Source organism: Hafnia sp. CBA7124 (assembly GCF_002355555.1).
Classification (GTDB): domain Bacteria; phylum Pseudomonadota; class Gammaproteobacteria; order Enterobacterales; family Enterobacteriaceae; genus Hafnia; species Hafnia alvei.
Genome location: NZ_AP017469.1, coordinates 1,485,603 through 1,498,917, shown reverse-complemented (window position 1 = coordinate 1,498,917; position 13,315 = coordinate 1,485,603). Strand labels below are relative to the sequence as shown.

Sequence of the window (13,315 nt, the reverse complement as noted above, 5' to 3'; positions counted from 1 at the left end):
TCGCGGTGTCAGCCTTGTTTGGCACCGCGACATCAGCAAGCGATCCCCATGCAACAGTCTAATAAACAACACTCTTATCAATTTCGATCTTATCGATGGCTCCCGGCATTGGTTGCGACAACGATGCTAACGACGCTTGTCCACTCACCTTATCTGCATGCCGAAGAATCACCAGCATGGAAGCAGATAGCGTTAACTGACAATACGGTGCTTTCCTTCGACGGTTCGCTGCGTGAACGCTACGAATGGAGCGATCAACGCGATCTGGCCGCCCATGGCGGAGGGCGAGATAGTACCTTTATGCAGCGTTTTCTGCTGGGTTCTAAACTCGACTATGGCCGTTATTTGTCAACTTATGTTCAGCTTGGTTCATCGATCGCCACGCCGCGCGATCAGGGACGCAAGCCAACGGATGACGATCACGCCTACGTAGGGCAAGGATACATCGATTTAAAATTACCTATCGACGCGGGTCTCGGCACGCTGCGGGTGGGACGGCAAGAGATCCCACTTGGCTCACTGCATTTGATGGGAACGCGCGACGGAGCAAACGTGCGCCGCTCCTTCGATGCCGTTCGCGCCAGTTGGGCTACGCCCAAAAATCGCGTAGATGCATTTATTGGTCATCCGGTGAACATCAAAAAAGGCAGTTTTGATGATAACACCGACAATAGCCAAAAAATCTGGGGGCTATATGCCACGACGCCGGTAGCCCCACTCGCCTCTTCTATCGATCTCTACACCTTTGGCTTCGAAAGCAACGATTCTACCTACACGCAGGGCAGCGGCAGTGAACGCCGCTATACCGTTGGCAGCCGCATTTTCGGCAGTTCGGCGGGATTTGATTGGGATAATGAGGCCGCGTATCAATTTGGTGAGTTTTCACCCAATGGCGCATCACGCACTATTCGGGCGTGGTCCGCATCAGTGCATGCGGGCTATACCGCGTCTACATGGATATGGCGACCACGTTTCGGCGGCAAAATGGGGATAGCGAGCGGCGACAAAAACCCGCACGACGGCGAACTGAATACCTTCAATGCCATGTATCCTAAATTGCCTTATCTGACCGAGAACGGTCTAGTGGCACCGGCCAACCTGATAGACATTCACCCGTCTGTCACGTTAACGCCAACGGATACCCTCTCCATTGATCTTAGCTGGGATGCAATGTGGCGGCAGCAAAAGCAGGACGGATTTTACCTCAGCCCAATGAAACCCATTAAAAACAGCATTCAAGGCAGCCGCTTTATTGGCAATCAATATCAGATTTCAACCCAATGGACACCAGAAAAATGGCTGCAGTTTAAATTCGCCTATGCCTATTTCGACGTTGGTCATAGCTTAGAAAAACATGCCAATTTAAAAGATATGAATTTCATAATGACATCTGCGACGCTGAGTTTTTAAGCCGTGGTTGATCCTGAGTCCTAAGCCCCCATCTATACTTATGTAGCCTAAAAAATAACCGGAGGTGAATATGGCCAGTGGTTGGGCAAATGATGGGGCAGTTCAGGATCAAATTGACGCGACGGTTGATGACGCCGTTGCGCGTGCACGTAGCCAGCTGAGCCACGGCGAAAGCGCTCATTTTTGTGAAGAGTGTGGCGCAGAAATCCCAGAAGCACGGCGCAAGGCGCTGCCGGGAGTACAGCTTTGCGTGAACTGTCAGGCGGAAATCGACAAAAAGCAGCAGGCCGCCAGCGGATACAACCGTCGAGGCAGTAAAGATAGTCAGTTGAGGTAGGCAATCTACCCCAACTCACTCACGCCGTTATGCCAAATAAGATTGGGTCAGTGCTACCCAGTATGCTGCGCCCACGCTCAGATTGCGGTCGTCAAAATCGTACTGTGGGTGATGCAGCATCGGCGAATCACCGTTGCCAATAATGCAATAACAGCCGGGCTTATGCTTGAGCATAAACGCAAAATCCTCACTGCCCATAAACGTGTTAGGCATATCAACAACCTTCTCACTGCCGAGTAGCTCAACCGCCACCTGCTTGGCAAACGCGGTTTCATGCGGCGTATTCATCAACACCACGCCCGCCACCGCGCTTTCGATGGACGCCGTCACGCCATAACATATAGCCTGCGCTTCAGTAATGGTTCGAATCCGTTGCAGCACATTTTTGCGCACGTTTTCATCGGTGGAGCGGATGCTTAACCTCAACACCGCCTCCTGCGGGATCACGTTGCCAGCATCACCGGCCTGAAAAGCCCCCACGCTAACCACGGCTTGATCCTGCGCCGCAACATTTCGCGAAACAATCGTTTGTAATGCCATCACCAATGATGCACCGGCCACGATCGGGTCAATGCTTTTTTCAGGCGTTGAGCCATGGCTACCTTTGCCGGTCAGTGTGATCGTTAAGCTATCCACCGCGGCCATCGTCGCGCCCTCTTTGAACGCCATATGCCCTTGTGGGTAACCAGGCATATTATGCATACCGTATACAGCATCGACGGGGAATCGCGTAAACAACCCATCGTCAATCATCGCCTGTGCGCCACGCATATCCTCTTCCGATGGCTGAAAAATCAAACGAACGGTGCCATTGAAGTTTGCGCTATCGCTTGCTAACCATTGCGCCGCGCCCAGCAACATGGACGTATGACCGTCATGACCACAGGCATGCATCTTTCCTGAACAGCCACTCTGGTATTTCACGCCGCTGGCTTCATGAATCGGCAACGCATCCATATCGGCGCGCAGGCCGATGGATTTTGTCCCCGTTCCTTTAGTTAAACTTGCCACAATGCCGGTTCCGCCGATGCCCGTGGCAACGTCATAGCCCCACTCATTGAGCAATTCAGCCACTTTGCTAGAGGTATTCGTTTCGTGAAAGCCTAACTCTGGGTTGGCATGAAATTCGTGGCGGATACTTTCCAACTGAGCCTGTGAGCGTTGTAGCTGGGAAATGAGTGTTGCGGAGTCAAAATTCTTCATCAATTCAACCTTTGAGGATTTCAAACAGCCAATGTCGTGACCTACCGCTCAAATGACATTCGTAAACAATTCAAGAGATTCAGTTTAATCATAGCGGTATCTATAACGCTCAATGTACCTGCAGAACGCAGTTCTCTGTTAACGAAATGTGTTAATGAATGAAAACAGCGATCAGCACCGCGCCCTATTGAATAAAAACGATAAAAAAGCTGCCAATTTTGCTACTTCTTTATAGGTAATCAGCCTAAAAGTTTTCTATACTTAGCGGGATTTCGAATCCTATAGCATTGAAAAAACATCAATTCATTCGATTCAGAAATAATATGGCAAGAAAACTATATTAATAATTATATGGAATAAACTATGAGCAATCGATATCAGACTCCCGGCAAGCGCCGGAGCAGAGCCTGGCTATGGCTTTTATTGTTGGGGATCCTCATTGGCGCAGCCCTGCTGGCAGGAACCGCCACCGTTATGCATAAAACCAGTGACACGGAATTCTGTATTTCATGTCACTCCATGGAACAACCTCTCGCCGAATATCAGGGCAGTATTCACTTCCAGAACACCAAAGGTATCCGCGCTGAATGCGCCGACTGCCACGTTCCACACCAGCCTATCGATTATCTGCTAACCAAAGTTGCCGCATTGAAAGACGTGTATGGCGAAGTGACAGGTAAAATTGATACGCCTGAAAAATATGAGGCGCATAAACTCGCCATGGCGCAAAGCGTGTGGGATACGTTAAAGAAAAACGACTCCGCAACCTGCCGCTCGTGCCACAGCTACGACGCGATGGACGTTATCGCGCAGAAACCAGAAGCCCGTCAGCAGCATCCGGTAGCTATCAAAAATGGTGAAACCTGTATCGATTGCCACAAAGGTGTTGCGCATATCCTGCCAGACATGAGTGGATTAGCCGCCGCCGGTGCCAGCGAATTGGCCAGCGCCGCAGCGAAAACGCCAGACAGTGCCACAACGCTGTATACCATCGCGACCGAACCGTTCTATCTCAGCGCCGATGAAACCCAGCACAACGCGGGTAACCTGATGCCATCCACTGAAGTAAAAGTGGTGAAACGTCAAGGCGATCGCGTATTGGCTGACGTTGCCGGTTGGCAGCAAGACGGCGTGACGGAAGTGTTCTATGCCGCACAAGGCAAGCGCATCCTCAGCGTATTAGTGGGCGAAGATGCTCGCAAACAGCTGAAAACCCTCAGCACGGTTAAAGACGCCGAAACCGGTTTGGTTTGGCATCAGGTTTCATTGCAGGTTTGGTTGCCGAAAAAACAGTTGGTTGATGACCAACAAAAAATTTGGCATTACGCCTCCGACATGATGTCTGCCAACTGTACCGGTTGCCATGGTTTAACGGCGCTTGACCGCTTCAACGCCAACCAGTGGATCGGTGTGGTTAAAGGTATGGCTCCACGTACTTCTCTGACGCAGGAACAGCTGCGCGTTCTGACCCAATACGTTCAGAAACACGCCAGTGATATGCCTGCCAATCAGTCGAACAAGATTTAAGGAGCCATAACAATGAAAAAAAATCTGAACTCCCACGTTGAAAACGTTAACGATTTCGAACAAAAACCGCTTCAAGTCAGCCGCCGTCGCTTTCTGACCGGCGCAGGTGCCGTATTGAGCGTGCCATTGCTGGCAGGTTTATGGCCTAAGTCAGCCTTAGCGCAGGCCATCAGTCAAGCGCTGCCGCAATTTACGGCACTGCGTCAGGCACAGACGGGCATACTCACCGCCGCACACTGGGGCGCTTTCGAAGCCATCGTGAAAGACGGCAAAATGGTGGATGTTAAGGCCATTAGTGACGATCCGTACCCAAATGAGCTCATTACCATGGCGCCTTATCAGGTACACGCGGAAAACCGTATTAAGTACCCGATGGTACGTAAAGGCTGGTTAGAAGGTGGCTCAGCCAATAGCCATCCAGAGCTGCGCGGCCGTGACGAGTGGGTACGCGTAAGCTGGGATAAAGCCCTAACGCTGGTTAGCGATCAAATCGCACGCCTGCAAAAAGAACATGGTCCACAGTCTATTTATGCTGGTTCTTACGGTTGGAAGAGCGTGGGTATGCTTCACAATAGCCGAACACTGCTTCAGCGTATGATGAATCTAAGCGGCGGTTTCTTAGGCTATGCGGGTGACTACTCGACCGGCGCTGCACAGGTGATCATGTCTCACGTGGTTGGTTCCATGGAGGTTTACGAACAACAAACCGCATGGCCAAACGTCATTGAGAATAGTCAGTTAGTGATCCTGTGGGGATGTAACCCAATGGTCACATTGAGAAATAGCTGGAACGTACCCGATCACGTTGGCCAAACTGGCTTTGAGGCGCTGAAGAAAAAAGGGACACGGATCATCAGCATCGATCCCGTCCATAACGACAGCGCAAAATTTGTGAATGCTCAATGGATTGCACCGCGTCCGTACACAGATACCGCCATGCTGATTGGTATTGCGCACACGTTGCTGACAGAAAAACTGCATAACCCTGATTTCCTGAAAACCTATACCGTGGGCTTTGATAAATTCGAAGCTTATCTTATGGGTCAAGACGATGGCATCGTCAAAGACGCAAACTGGGCAGCCGAGGTAAGCGGCGTTGATGCCGACGTGCTTCGCCAGCTAGCGCGTGATATGGCGAAGAATCGCACCATGATTATGGGTGGCTGGGGTATTCAACGTCAGCATCACGGCGAGCAGCAACACTGGATGCTGGTAACCGTTGCCGCCATGTTGGGGCAAATTGGTCTGCCGGGCGGTGGTTTTGGCTTTAGCTATCACTACTCTTCAGGCGGCAGTCCGACAGCTAAAGGTGGGATTTTGGCGGGCATTTCCGCCGGTAACTCGCCGAAAAATACGCCTACGCCAATTCCCGTTGCGCGTATTGCCGAATGTTTAATGAATCCAGGCAAAACCATTAATTTTAATGGCGCTCAGGTTACCTATCCTGATGTGAAAATGGTTTACGTCGCGGGTGGTAACACCTTCCACCAGCATCAAGATACAAACTTGCTGGTCAAAGCCTTCCAAAAACCTGAAACCATTGTGGTCAACGAACCTTATTGGACAGCAACGGCCAAACACGCGGATATTGTTTTCCCAACCACCACCAGCTACGAGCGAAACGATCTGGAAATGGGCGGTGACTACTCGCAACTGTATGTCTTCCCAATGCATCAGTGCGTACCACCGCAGTTCGAATCACGTAGCGATTTCGATATCTTTGCGGGCTTGTCAGAAAAGCTAGGGGTTCAGGATGCCTTTACCGAGGGCAAAGATGAAACCCAGTGGCTGAAAAGCATGTATGACGATATGAAAACCCAGGCTCGCGCAGCGCGTGTGGCATTACCGCCGTTCGATATGTTCTGGGAGTCAAACAACTATGTTCGCTTCCCTGTGCCAGAAGAAAATAAACAATGGGTACGCTTCGCTGACTATCGCGAAAATCCACTGTTAAATCCATTGGGTACACCGTCCGGTAAAATTGAAATCTACTCTGACGCCATTGAGAAAATGGGCTATGAAGATTGCAAAGGTATTCCAACGTGGATGCCGCCGCATGAGTGGTATAAAGGGCCAGAAGCCGCAAAATATCCTCTGTCTCTGAATACCGCGCATCCGATCAACCGTCTGCACTCTCAGCTAGACAATACGCCGCTGCGTAAAAAATATGCCGTCGCCGATCGTGAGGCCATTCTAATCCACCCAATTGATGCTAAAGCGCGTGGCATCAGCAATGGTGACTTAGTGCGTGCCTTTAACGATCGTGGCCAGATCTTGGTCGGCGCAGTAGTCACTGAAGATGTACGCCAGGGCGTGATTCGTATCAGCGAAGGCGCATGGTTTGATCCGGCCGATCCTGCAACACCAGGATCGCTGTGTAAAAACGGCAACGTGAACTGCCTGACGTTTGATATTGGCTCATCCAGCTTGGCGCAGGGTAACTGTGGCCAAATGGCGCAGGTTGAGATCGAAAAATATCAGGGCCCTGCACTCACGAACACCGCCCATGCGGTTCCAACTGGCGCATAGCTTCTAACTCTTAACTTTAGCCATATCACCAACGGGGCTTCGGCCCCGTTTTTTATCTAATCATTGTCTTCAACCAAGAGTCATTGAACAAAGCTAATCAAATAACTCCGCATGGCTTCCCACACGGTATAGCCTTAGCTCGGTTTCGGTTCGCTGATAGATTAATAAAAGATCGGGCATTCCATGGCATTCAAGATAGCCAATATAATTCCCGACCAACTTATGCTCTCGATATCTTTCCGGCAACGGCTCGCCTTTCTGTAGCAAAGCAACAGTTTGCAGGATCACTCTCTGAGCGAATAAGTTACCCATAAAGCGTTTAGCATCTTTTTTAAAACGATGCTGATAAACAATCATTAACATGATGAGCAATCCTTGCATCATGATTTCTCAACTCGCTACCAGCCGAGATCTGCCTTTAATTCATCAATATCGCTGGCCCGATTCACACCGATACCGGCTTCCAGATCGCGGATCGCCTTCAGCGTTTTTGCATTAGGCTTAAGTAATTCCGCAGGCACTTCACCCGTCACGGCTATCTGATTAACTAATAACCGGATGATAGTTGAAAGATCGGTTCCTAACGCGCTGGCATTCTCCATAGCGGCCACTTTAACCGCTGGAGAAACTCGGGCTCTTACCACATCACTTTTAGTCATAACTTCGCTCCATGAACTGAGTGTTTTATAACCATAAATGTAGCTACATCGTAGCCACAAAACAAGTGAATTCATCGTTCTTTCTCCGTAGTTATACTTACCGCCATTATTACGTTTTACGGATAAAAGTCAGAACCAAGGAAAAATAGTGCAATGCTCTTCGCAAACTATTTTCTGCCTGCTATCCATTTATTATTGTGCATAATCTATTCCTTATCTTTTGTATGACTTTCTTACATTCAAGAGGCTGAAACAGCTTTTCATTTTTAACATTCGAGCGTAACATCCCCGCCCTGAAGTTCTCCGTTCACCTCTGACTGATCCCTGATAAACCTATGCGCATGTATTCGACCGCACTCCGCCGTCTGCCCGATTTAACCTCCACCTCATTCTTGATTGTGGCGTTTTTGACCGGCATTGCTGGCGCATTACAAACACCAACGCTCAGCCTGTTTCTCTCCACCGAAGTGGTTAAAAGCCCATTCATGGTTGGGTTGTTTTATACCGGCAGCGCGGTGATTGGGATCATCGTTAGTCAATTTCTCGCCGCTCGCTCAGACCGCTCAGGCGATCGCAAAAAGCTGATTTTATTGTGCTGCATTCTTGGCGCTGCGGGCTGTCTGCTGTTTGCCTATAACCGCAACTACTATTTATTGCTCGTCGTCGGTGTCATGCTCACCAGTTTTGGCTCCACCGCCAACCCGCAGATGTTTGCTCTGGCACGTGAATATGCAGATAAAACCGGTAAAGAAGCGGTGATGTTCAGCTCAATTTTGCGTGCGCAAGTCTCTCTGGCGTGGGTGATTGGGCCACCAATTTCATTCGCGCTAGCGCTCGGTTTTGGCTTTCCGTTTATGTATATGGCGGCGATGGCGACGTTTTTAGTCTGCGGTTTGATTGTGTGGTACACACTGCCTTCGATGCCAAAAACAGTGGTACGCACCACAGAAGTGCTGGATGCGCCACGCCGCAATCGTCGCGACACGCTGTTGCTCTTTGCCGCCTGTACGTTGATGTGGACCTGCAACAGCATGTATCTCATCAATATGCCGTTGTACATCATTCATGAACTGCATTTACCGGATAAACTGGCTGGCGTGATGATGGGCACCGCCGCAGGCCTAGAAATTCCAACCATGCTCATCGCGGGCTATTACGCTAAGCGCTTTGGTAAACGCTTTTTGATGATGGTTGCACTCGCCGCAGGCTTGGCTTTTTATGCTGGCCTATTATTCTTAACCGCACCTTGGGCACTGCTGGCGCTACAGCTCCTCAACGCCGTTTTTATCGGTATTTTGGCCGGAATCGGCATGCTGTATTTTCAGGATTTAATGCCCGGTCAGGCAGGTTCAGCCACCACCTTATTTACCACTGCGGGGCGTACCGGCTGGATATTTGCAGGTTCTGTGGCTGGTTTTATTGCAGAATTCTGGAACTACTACGCCGTGTTTTTTGTTTCGCTGGTTTTGTTGATTGCGGGCGTGGCCTGCATGTGGAAAATCAAAGAAGCGTAATCTCTACGGTTGATAGGAATACGATATATAGGAACAAAAACGCTGGAAATAAGTTCCCAGCGTTTCGGTGCATTACTGCGTTATCTACACAATGGCTTTGATCATATCCATCAGGTGTTTGATATCTTCTGGCCGTGTCTCACCACTTTGTGGATCGATAATCGAGGTATAGACGTGTGGCATCACTCGTTTCATGCCAGCCTGCAAACAGGTTTGTAAAATAACCCCAAAGTTGTCTAAATCGATGCCGCCCGTCGGTTCTATCAGCGTCATACCGTTACGCGCCGCGCTTTCCGCCAAGACTTTTAGCTCAGCTAAGCTACGCTCCCCGCCCATAGGGAAAAACTTCGCCGCGTGCGCGCCCATATCCAACATCATATTCACCGCGCTATCGCAGGAAACAATGGCTTTGTCCCCCTTGGCACTGCGCTCGCCGGTTGAAATTTGTACCTGCCCGATGTTTCCCGTTGGGCTCACTAGCGCATTGATATGCGTATGCGACTGCCCAGCCTGAGCCAGCGCACCGGCGGCGAAGCCACATCCGGTGAAAGTTTGGTTAACATGTGCAGCACCGGTAGCGGCGGCAATCATCGCGGCTTTATAAAACTGAGCAGGATCGCCCGCCCCCAGCCCTACTGAAATTGAAGGCACCTGCAACTGCCAGCGTTTAACTTCTTCAATGCCCTGCGCCACATTGTCGAACTGTGCCGACAACACGCCAATCACCGCATGGCCTTCGGCAGCGTCATACACCGCTCGCGCATTTTCAATATTTTTGGCCAGCACGTTGATGGCTACGCGCCCTTGGTAAAAATTAATGCTTTGCATAATGCTTTTCCTGTTCACCGGCGATCTGTGCCAGTCTTTCAACGATCGTGGTTAAATCATGGTGATCTAATGTGCGGGGATCGATACTGAAAACACCCTGATGCAGGAAGTATCGACGCGTGTAGATAGCGATGTCACCGGTTCGTAGCATCGCTTCAACCTGCCGCGCATCTATGCCCAAAATATCAGGGTGAACGCGTACCTGAACACGCCAAATCTCGCGTCCCGCTTCGTCTTGCTCAATCTCGGCGCTAAATCCGCGCAGTGCCGAGATCGCATCGACCGTGGGGGTTAGTTTTTCTGGCGTCATATTGGCAATACCTTCGCCATAAAGCTCCAGCGCTTTCACCAAACCGACCATGTTTTCTTTGCCAATTTTCATTGCTCGCGCAATTCCGTGATGCTGAGCTTTGCAGCAGCGGATCCACTCACGCCCGCCCGTGATAAAGCCTGACGTTGGTGCATTGAACGCTTTGGCTCCGCTGTAAATCACCATATCGGCACCACGGGCAACGTATTGGCGTAAATCTTCTTCGGCGGCGACGTCAACAATGAGTGGCAGTTGGAACTGTTTAGCGACCGCCACAAAATCCTCAAGCGTGAGCATGCCTTTTTGTACGCTGTGGTGAGATTTCACAAACAGCAGCGCCGCCGTGCGTTCGCTAACCGCTTTCTCAAGCTGCCAGCGCGCAGCCAAATTACTCTGCCCCACTTCAACAATGCGCCCGCCACCCAAACGAATGGCGCTGGTGATTGGCGCGCCATAATCAATGTTATGACCGCGCAGGATGAGAATTTCGTTGGCCATACCGGCGCTGTCCGGCATCATCGCTACGCGGTCTGGTTCACCGCGCGTGATGACCGCCGCCACCGCAATGGCAATCCCCGCCGACGCGCAAGAGGTTATATAGCTATCCTGCGCACCGGTGTGCGTTGACACCAACTCGCCGGTGCGATCGACCAGCGCATCAATTTCCACAAACGCCCCTGCGGCCTCAGCCGTTGCGGCCATCACTTCAGGTGATACCGCTGAAACGCCCAGAATAGTCATTTTTCCGCAGGCGTTAATCACACGTTTTAGCCCTAGGCGTTGGTATATATTTTGACTCATTGCAACTCTCCTTACAGCACACCAAGCAGCGAACACACCACGCTAATCACCACCACCGAAAGCAAAATCGTGGTATAACGCGGGCCTTTTTTGGTGAGATAGAAGTAGATAGAGAACACCGCGGCCAGCGGCAAAAGCCCAGGCGCAATGGAATCTAAAATCTGCTGTACGACAATTTCCGATCCTTCAAGCGCGCTGATTTTAAGCGGTGAGGTTATCTTGACGTAGCTTGCCGATAGCGCGCCCATCATGATTAACCCCAGCACGTTGGCACCATAAATCAGCTCTTTAATTCGCCCGCCTTGCAACAAGGTAATGATGGAATCGCGCCCAAGGGTATAGCCTTTGTGTACCAGCCCGTAGCTGACCGCCAGCGTAATACCGGTGTAAAGCACCAGTGGCAGGATCCCACCGAATGCGCTGCCTTTAGCTGCAAATGGAATAAAGATAGCGATGAGCAAAGGCATTACCGCCGCCCAAATTACCGAGTCACCGATACCTGCCAGTGGCCCCATCAATCCCGTTTTGATCCCGGTGATCGATGCATCAGAAATGGGTTCGCCGCGCGTCTTCTGTTCTTCCATGGCGATAGCAACGCCTTGGATCACCGCACCAAACGTTTGTTCAGTGTTGAAGAAGTTCAAATGGCGCTTTAACGCTTCGGCTCTCTCTTCTTTTTCGGGATAAAGCTTTTTAATAATCGGCGTCATCGAGGCGCAGAAGATCAGGCTTTGCAGACGTTCATAGGAGCTGGAAACCTCAGCACCCAGCCAATAAATAAACCACGCTTTGGTGATATCGCCTTTGGTGAGCGCCGAACTCTGGCGGGCACGCTCGACTAATTCGTGCTGCATGATATCTGGGGTTGATTCACTCATGATGATGCTCCTTCATTCTTTGCCAAACCTTTCACCAAAAACGCCACGCAGGTGCCGAAAATAGCCATCGCCATGATGTCGACTTTGAGATAAAGCACCGCGAAGAAACCACCGATAAACCAAGGCAGCAGGCTTTTCTTACCAATCACCATAATCGTGATGGCAAAACCGAGCGCGGGAAGGATGCCGCCCATAATTTCAAAGGAGTGCGTTAACCAATGCGGCATCAAGGCAAGGAACTTCTCGACCACGCTCTGACCGAAATAGTTGGCACCAAATACCACCGGGAAACGCAGAACCAACCCCAGCAGCGCTGGATATAAAAAGGCGCAGCGCATAATGCCGCCGGTATTGGCCTCTTCGGCGTATTTATCCGCCATGTGTACCCATGCCGCATTCAGCGTACGACGTAGCTGGTCGAGGAATACCCCGATCACGCCAAACGGGATCGCCAGCGCGATAGCTAAGTTAGGCTCCATATGGGCCTGAACGGCAATCGGGATTGCAATACAGGCTGCAAGAGCCGGATCGGAAGGCACATTACCGCCCGGCGTTGATGTCACGCCGAGATAAACCAACTGCATGCCCGCCCCAATAATCATTGAGGTTTGCATATCGCCCAAAATCACCCCAACGAACACGGCAATAACAATCGGCTGAACCAGCATGCCTGAAAAGGTGTACCCAAGACGTAAACGGGCAAACCAGTAATACAGCCCCATGCTGATAGCAATAAACAAGGTATCCATAGTGATTTCCTCTGGTCAAAATCAATGGTCAACAGTCAAAGTTGGTACTCAAAGACGATTAATATTTTTTTAGAATGTCTTCTAGCGACTGCGGCTTATCTTCTGGAATGGTTTGGAAGAACACCTTAATGCCGTGATCTTTCAGATCGCCCAAAATGCCCACATCTTTGTCGTCTAGCGTAATATTTTGGAACACGGCTTTACGGCTTGGGCCACCGCCTAATCCCCCTACCTGAATAGTCTGCACATCAAAGCCTTGATGCACGGCGTCTTGCACCGCCGTCAGCGATGGGAACAGCACCAGCACTTTTCCTTCACCCAGCTGATTTTCTTTCCACGCGGCGGCAAAACTGCTGTTGCTGTAGCAATCCACTTTGATGCTTGGCGGTGCCGCCATCAGATAGATATTTTTCATAAACGGATCGGCGTCCAGTTCGTCGCTGACCACCGCAATGCGGTTTGCTTGAGATTGTCCAACCCACTTAGTAACAACCTGACCATGAATTAAACGACTGTCGATACGACATAAAACGATGCTAGCCATGTGATTTTCCTTTTCGTTATTCGGTT

13 protein-coding genes are annotated in these 13,315 nt (G+C 50.5%); 5 read left to right on the top strand and 8 right to left on the bottom strand.

Annotation, left to right across the window (positions count from 1 at the left end):
* Positions 1-123 precede the first annotated feature (123 nt).
* A complete protein-coding gene (locus tag CPY98_RS06955) occupies positions 124-1,410 on the top strand; it encodes an alginate export family protein (protein WP_096388727.1) in 1,287 nt (428 codons plus the stop codon).
* A 70-nt stretch (positions 1,411-1,480) separates the two neighbouring features.
* The gene (locus tag CPY98_RS06950) at positions 1,481-1,747 is read left to right on the top strand and encodes a DksA/TraR family C4-type zinc finger protein (protein ID WP_040045834.1); all 267 of its coding nucleotides are present in this window, start codon (positions 1,481-1,483) and stop codon (positions 1,745-1,747) included.
* A gap of 27 nt (positions 1,748-1,774) precedes the next feature.
* Here CPY98_RS06950 and CPY98_RS06945 read toward each other — a convergent pair whose 3' ends face one another.
* Positions 1,775-2,950, bottom strand: coding sequence for a M20 aminoacylase family protein (locus tag CPY98_RS06945; protein ID WP_043492151.1), 1,176 nt, complete (start codon positions 2,948-2,950; stop codon positions 1,775-1,777).
* Positions 2,951-3,313: 363 nt separating this feature from the next.
* On the opposite strand from CPY98_RS06945, the gene CPY98_RS06940 reads away from it, so the two are divergent.
* Entirely contained in the window at positions 3,314-4,477 is a 1,164-nt protein-coding gene (locus tag CPY98_RS06940; RefSeq protein ID WP_043492148.1) for a NapC/NirT family cytochrome c, read from the top strand.
* A 12-nt stretch (positions 4,478-4,489) separates the two neighbouring features.
* On the top strand, positions 4,490-7,006 hold the full coding sequence (torA, locus tag CPY98_RS06935; RefSeq protein WP_096386955.1) for a trimethylamine-N-oxide reductase TorA: 2,517 nt from the start codon (positions 4,490-4,492) through the stop codon (positions 7,004-7,006).
* 93 nt (positions 7,007-7,099) lie between these two features.
* Here torA and CPY98_RS06930 read toward each other — a convergent pair whose 3' ends face one another.
* Together CPY98_RS06930 and CPY98_RS06925 are read right to left on the bottom strand one after the other, a co-directional pair.
* Positions 7,100-7,369, bottom strand: a complete 270-nt coding sequence (locus CPY98_RS06930) for a type II toxin-antitoxin system YafQ family toxin (RefSeq protein ID WP_043492143.1) — start codon at positions 7,367-7,369, stop codon at positions 7,100-7,102.
* A gap of 35 nt (positions 7,370-7,404) precedes the next feature.
* The gene (locus tag CPY98_RS06925) at positions 7,405-7,665 is read right to left on the bottom strand and encodes a type II toxin-antitoxin system RelB/DinJ family antitoxin (protein ID WP_046449868.1); all 261 of its coding nucleotides are present in this window, start codon (positions 7,663-7,665) and stop codon (positions 7,405-7,407) included.
* 335 nt (positions 7,666-8,000) lie between these two features.
* On the opposite strand from CPY98_RS06925, the gene CPY98_RS06920 reads away from it, so the two are divergent.
* Positions 8,001-9,179, top strand: a complete 1,179-nt coding sequence (locus tag CPY98_RS06920) for a sugar efflux transporter (protein WP_025800857.1) — start codon at positions 8,001-8,003, stop codon at positions 9,177-9,179.
* An 84-nt stretch (positions 9,180-9,263) separates the two neighbouring features.
* Here the strand turns inward: CPY98_RS06920 and CPY98_RS06915 are convergent, their stop codons facing one another.
* The 5 genes from CPY98_RS06915 to CPY98_RS06895 are packed head-to-tail and all read right to left on the bottom strand — an operon-like array spanning position 9,264 to position 13,289.
* Positions 9,264-10,007, bottom strand: coding sequence for a KDGP aldolase (locus CPY98_RS06915; RefSeq protein ID WP_043492136.1), 744 nt, complete (start codon positions 10,005-10,007; stop codon positions 9,264-9,266).
* Positions 9,994-11,118, bottom strand: a complete 1,125-nt coding sequence (locus CPY98_RS06910) for a DgaE family pyridoxal phosphate-dependent ammonia lyase (protein WP_096386952.1) — start codon at positions 11,116-11,118, stop codon at positions 9,994-9,996. Before CPY98_RS06910 ends, CPY98_RS06915 begins: the two co-directional genes overlap by 14 nt.
* A gap of 11 nt (positions 11,119-11,129) precedes the next feature.
* Positions 11,130-11,996 (bottom strand): PTS system mannose/fructose/sorbose family transporter subunit IID, encoded by an 867-nt coding sequence (locus CPY98_RS06905; protein WP_025800854.1) that lies wholly within the window; start codon positions 11,994-11,996, stop codon positions 11,130-11,132.
* Entirely contained in the window at positions 11,993-12,745 is a 753-nt protein-coding gene (locus CPY98_RS06900; RefSeq protein WP_025800853.1) for a PTS sugar transporter subunit IIC, read from the bottom strand. The genes CPY98_RS06905 and CPY98_RS06900 overlap by 4 nt, the downstream gene beginning before the upstream one ends.
* Positions 12,746-12,803: 58 nt before the next feature.
* The gene (locus CPY98_RS06895) at positions 12,804-13,289 is read right to left on the bottom strand and encodes a PTS system mannose/fructose/N-acetylgalactosamine-transporter subunit IIB (RefSeq protein ID WP_025800852.1); all 486 of its coding nucleotides are present in this window, start codon (positions 13,287-13,289) and stop codon (positions 12,804-12,806) included.
* Between the last annotated feature and the right edge of the window lie 26 nt (positions 13,290-13,315).

Bases quoted from the DNA above. Each gene is read 5' to 3' on its own strand.
- CPY98_RS06955 (WP_096388727.1), top strand. From the start codon at position 124: ATGCTAACGACGCTTGTCCACTCACCTTATCTGCATGCCGAAGAATCA.
- CPY98_RS06950 (WP_040045834.1), top strand. From the start codon at position 1,481: ATGGCCAGTGGTTGGGCAAATGATGGGGCAGTTCAGGATCAAATTGAC.
- CPY98_RS06945 (WP_043492151.1), bottom strand. From the start codon at position 2,950: ATGAAGAATTTTGACTCCGCAACACTCATTTCCCAGCTACAACGCTCA.
- CPY98_RS06940 (WP_043492148.1), top strand. From the start codon at position 3,314: ATGAGCAATCGATATCAGACTCCCGGCAAGCGCCGGAGCAGAGCCTGG.
- torA (WP_096386955.1), top strand. From the start codon at position 4,490: ATGAAAAAAAATCTGAACTCCCACGTTGAAAACGTTAACGATTTCGAA.
- CPY98_RS06930 (WP_043492143.1), bottom strand. From the start codon at position 7,369: ATGTTAATGATTGTTTATCAGCATCGTTTTAAAAAAGATGCTAAACGC.
- CPY98_RS06925 (WP_046449868.1), bottom strand. From the start codon at position 7,665: ATGACTAAAAGTGATGTGGTAAGAGCCCGAGTTTCTCCAGCGGTTAAA.
- CPY98_RS06920 (WP_025800857.1), top strand. From the start codon at position 8,001: ATGCGCATGTATTCGACCGCACTCCGCCGTCTGCCCGATTTAACCTCC.
- CPY98_RS06915 (WP_043492136.1), bottom strand. From the start codon at position 10,007: ATGCAAAGCATTAATTTTTACCAAGGGCGCGTAGCCATCAACGTGCTG.
- CPY98_RS06910 (WP_096386952.1), bottom strand. From the start codon at position 11,118: ATGAGTCAAAATATATACCAACGCCTAGGGCTAAAACGTGTGATTAAC.
- CPY98_RS06905 (WP_025800854.1), bottom strand. From the start codon at position 11,996: ATGAGTGAATCAACCCCAGATATCATGCAGCACGAATTAGTCGAGCGT.
- CPY98_RS06900 (WP_025800853.1), bottom strand. From the start codon at position 12,745: ATGGATACCTTGTTTATTGCTATCAGCATGGGGCTGTATTACTGGTTT.
- CPY98_RS06895 (WP_025800852.1), bottom strand. From the start codon at position 13,289: ATGGCTAGCATCGTTTTATGTCGTATCGACAGTCGTTTAATTCATGGT.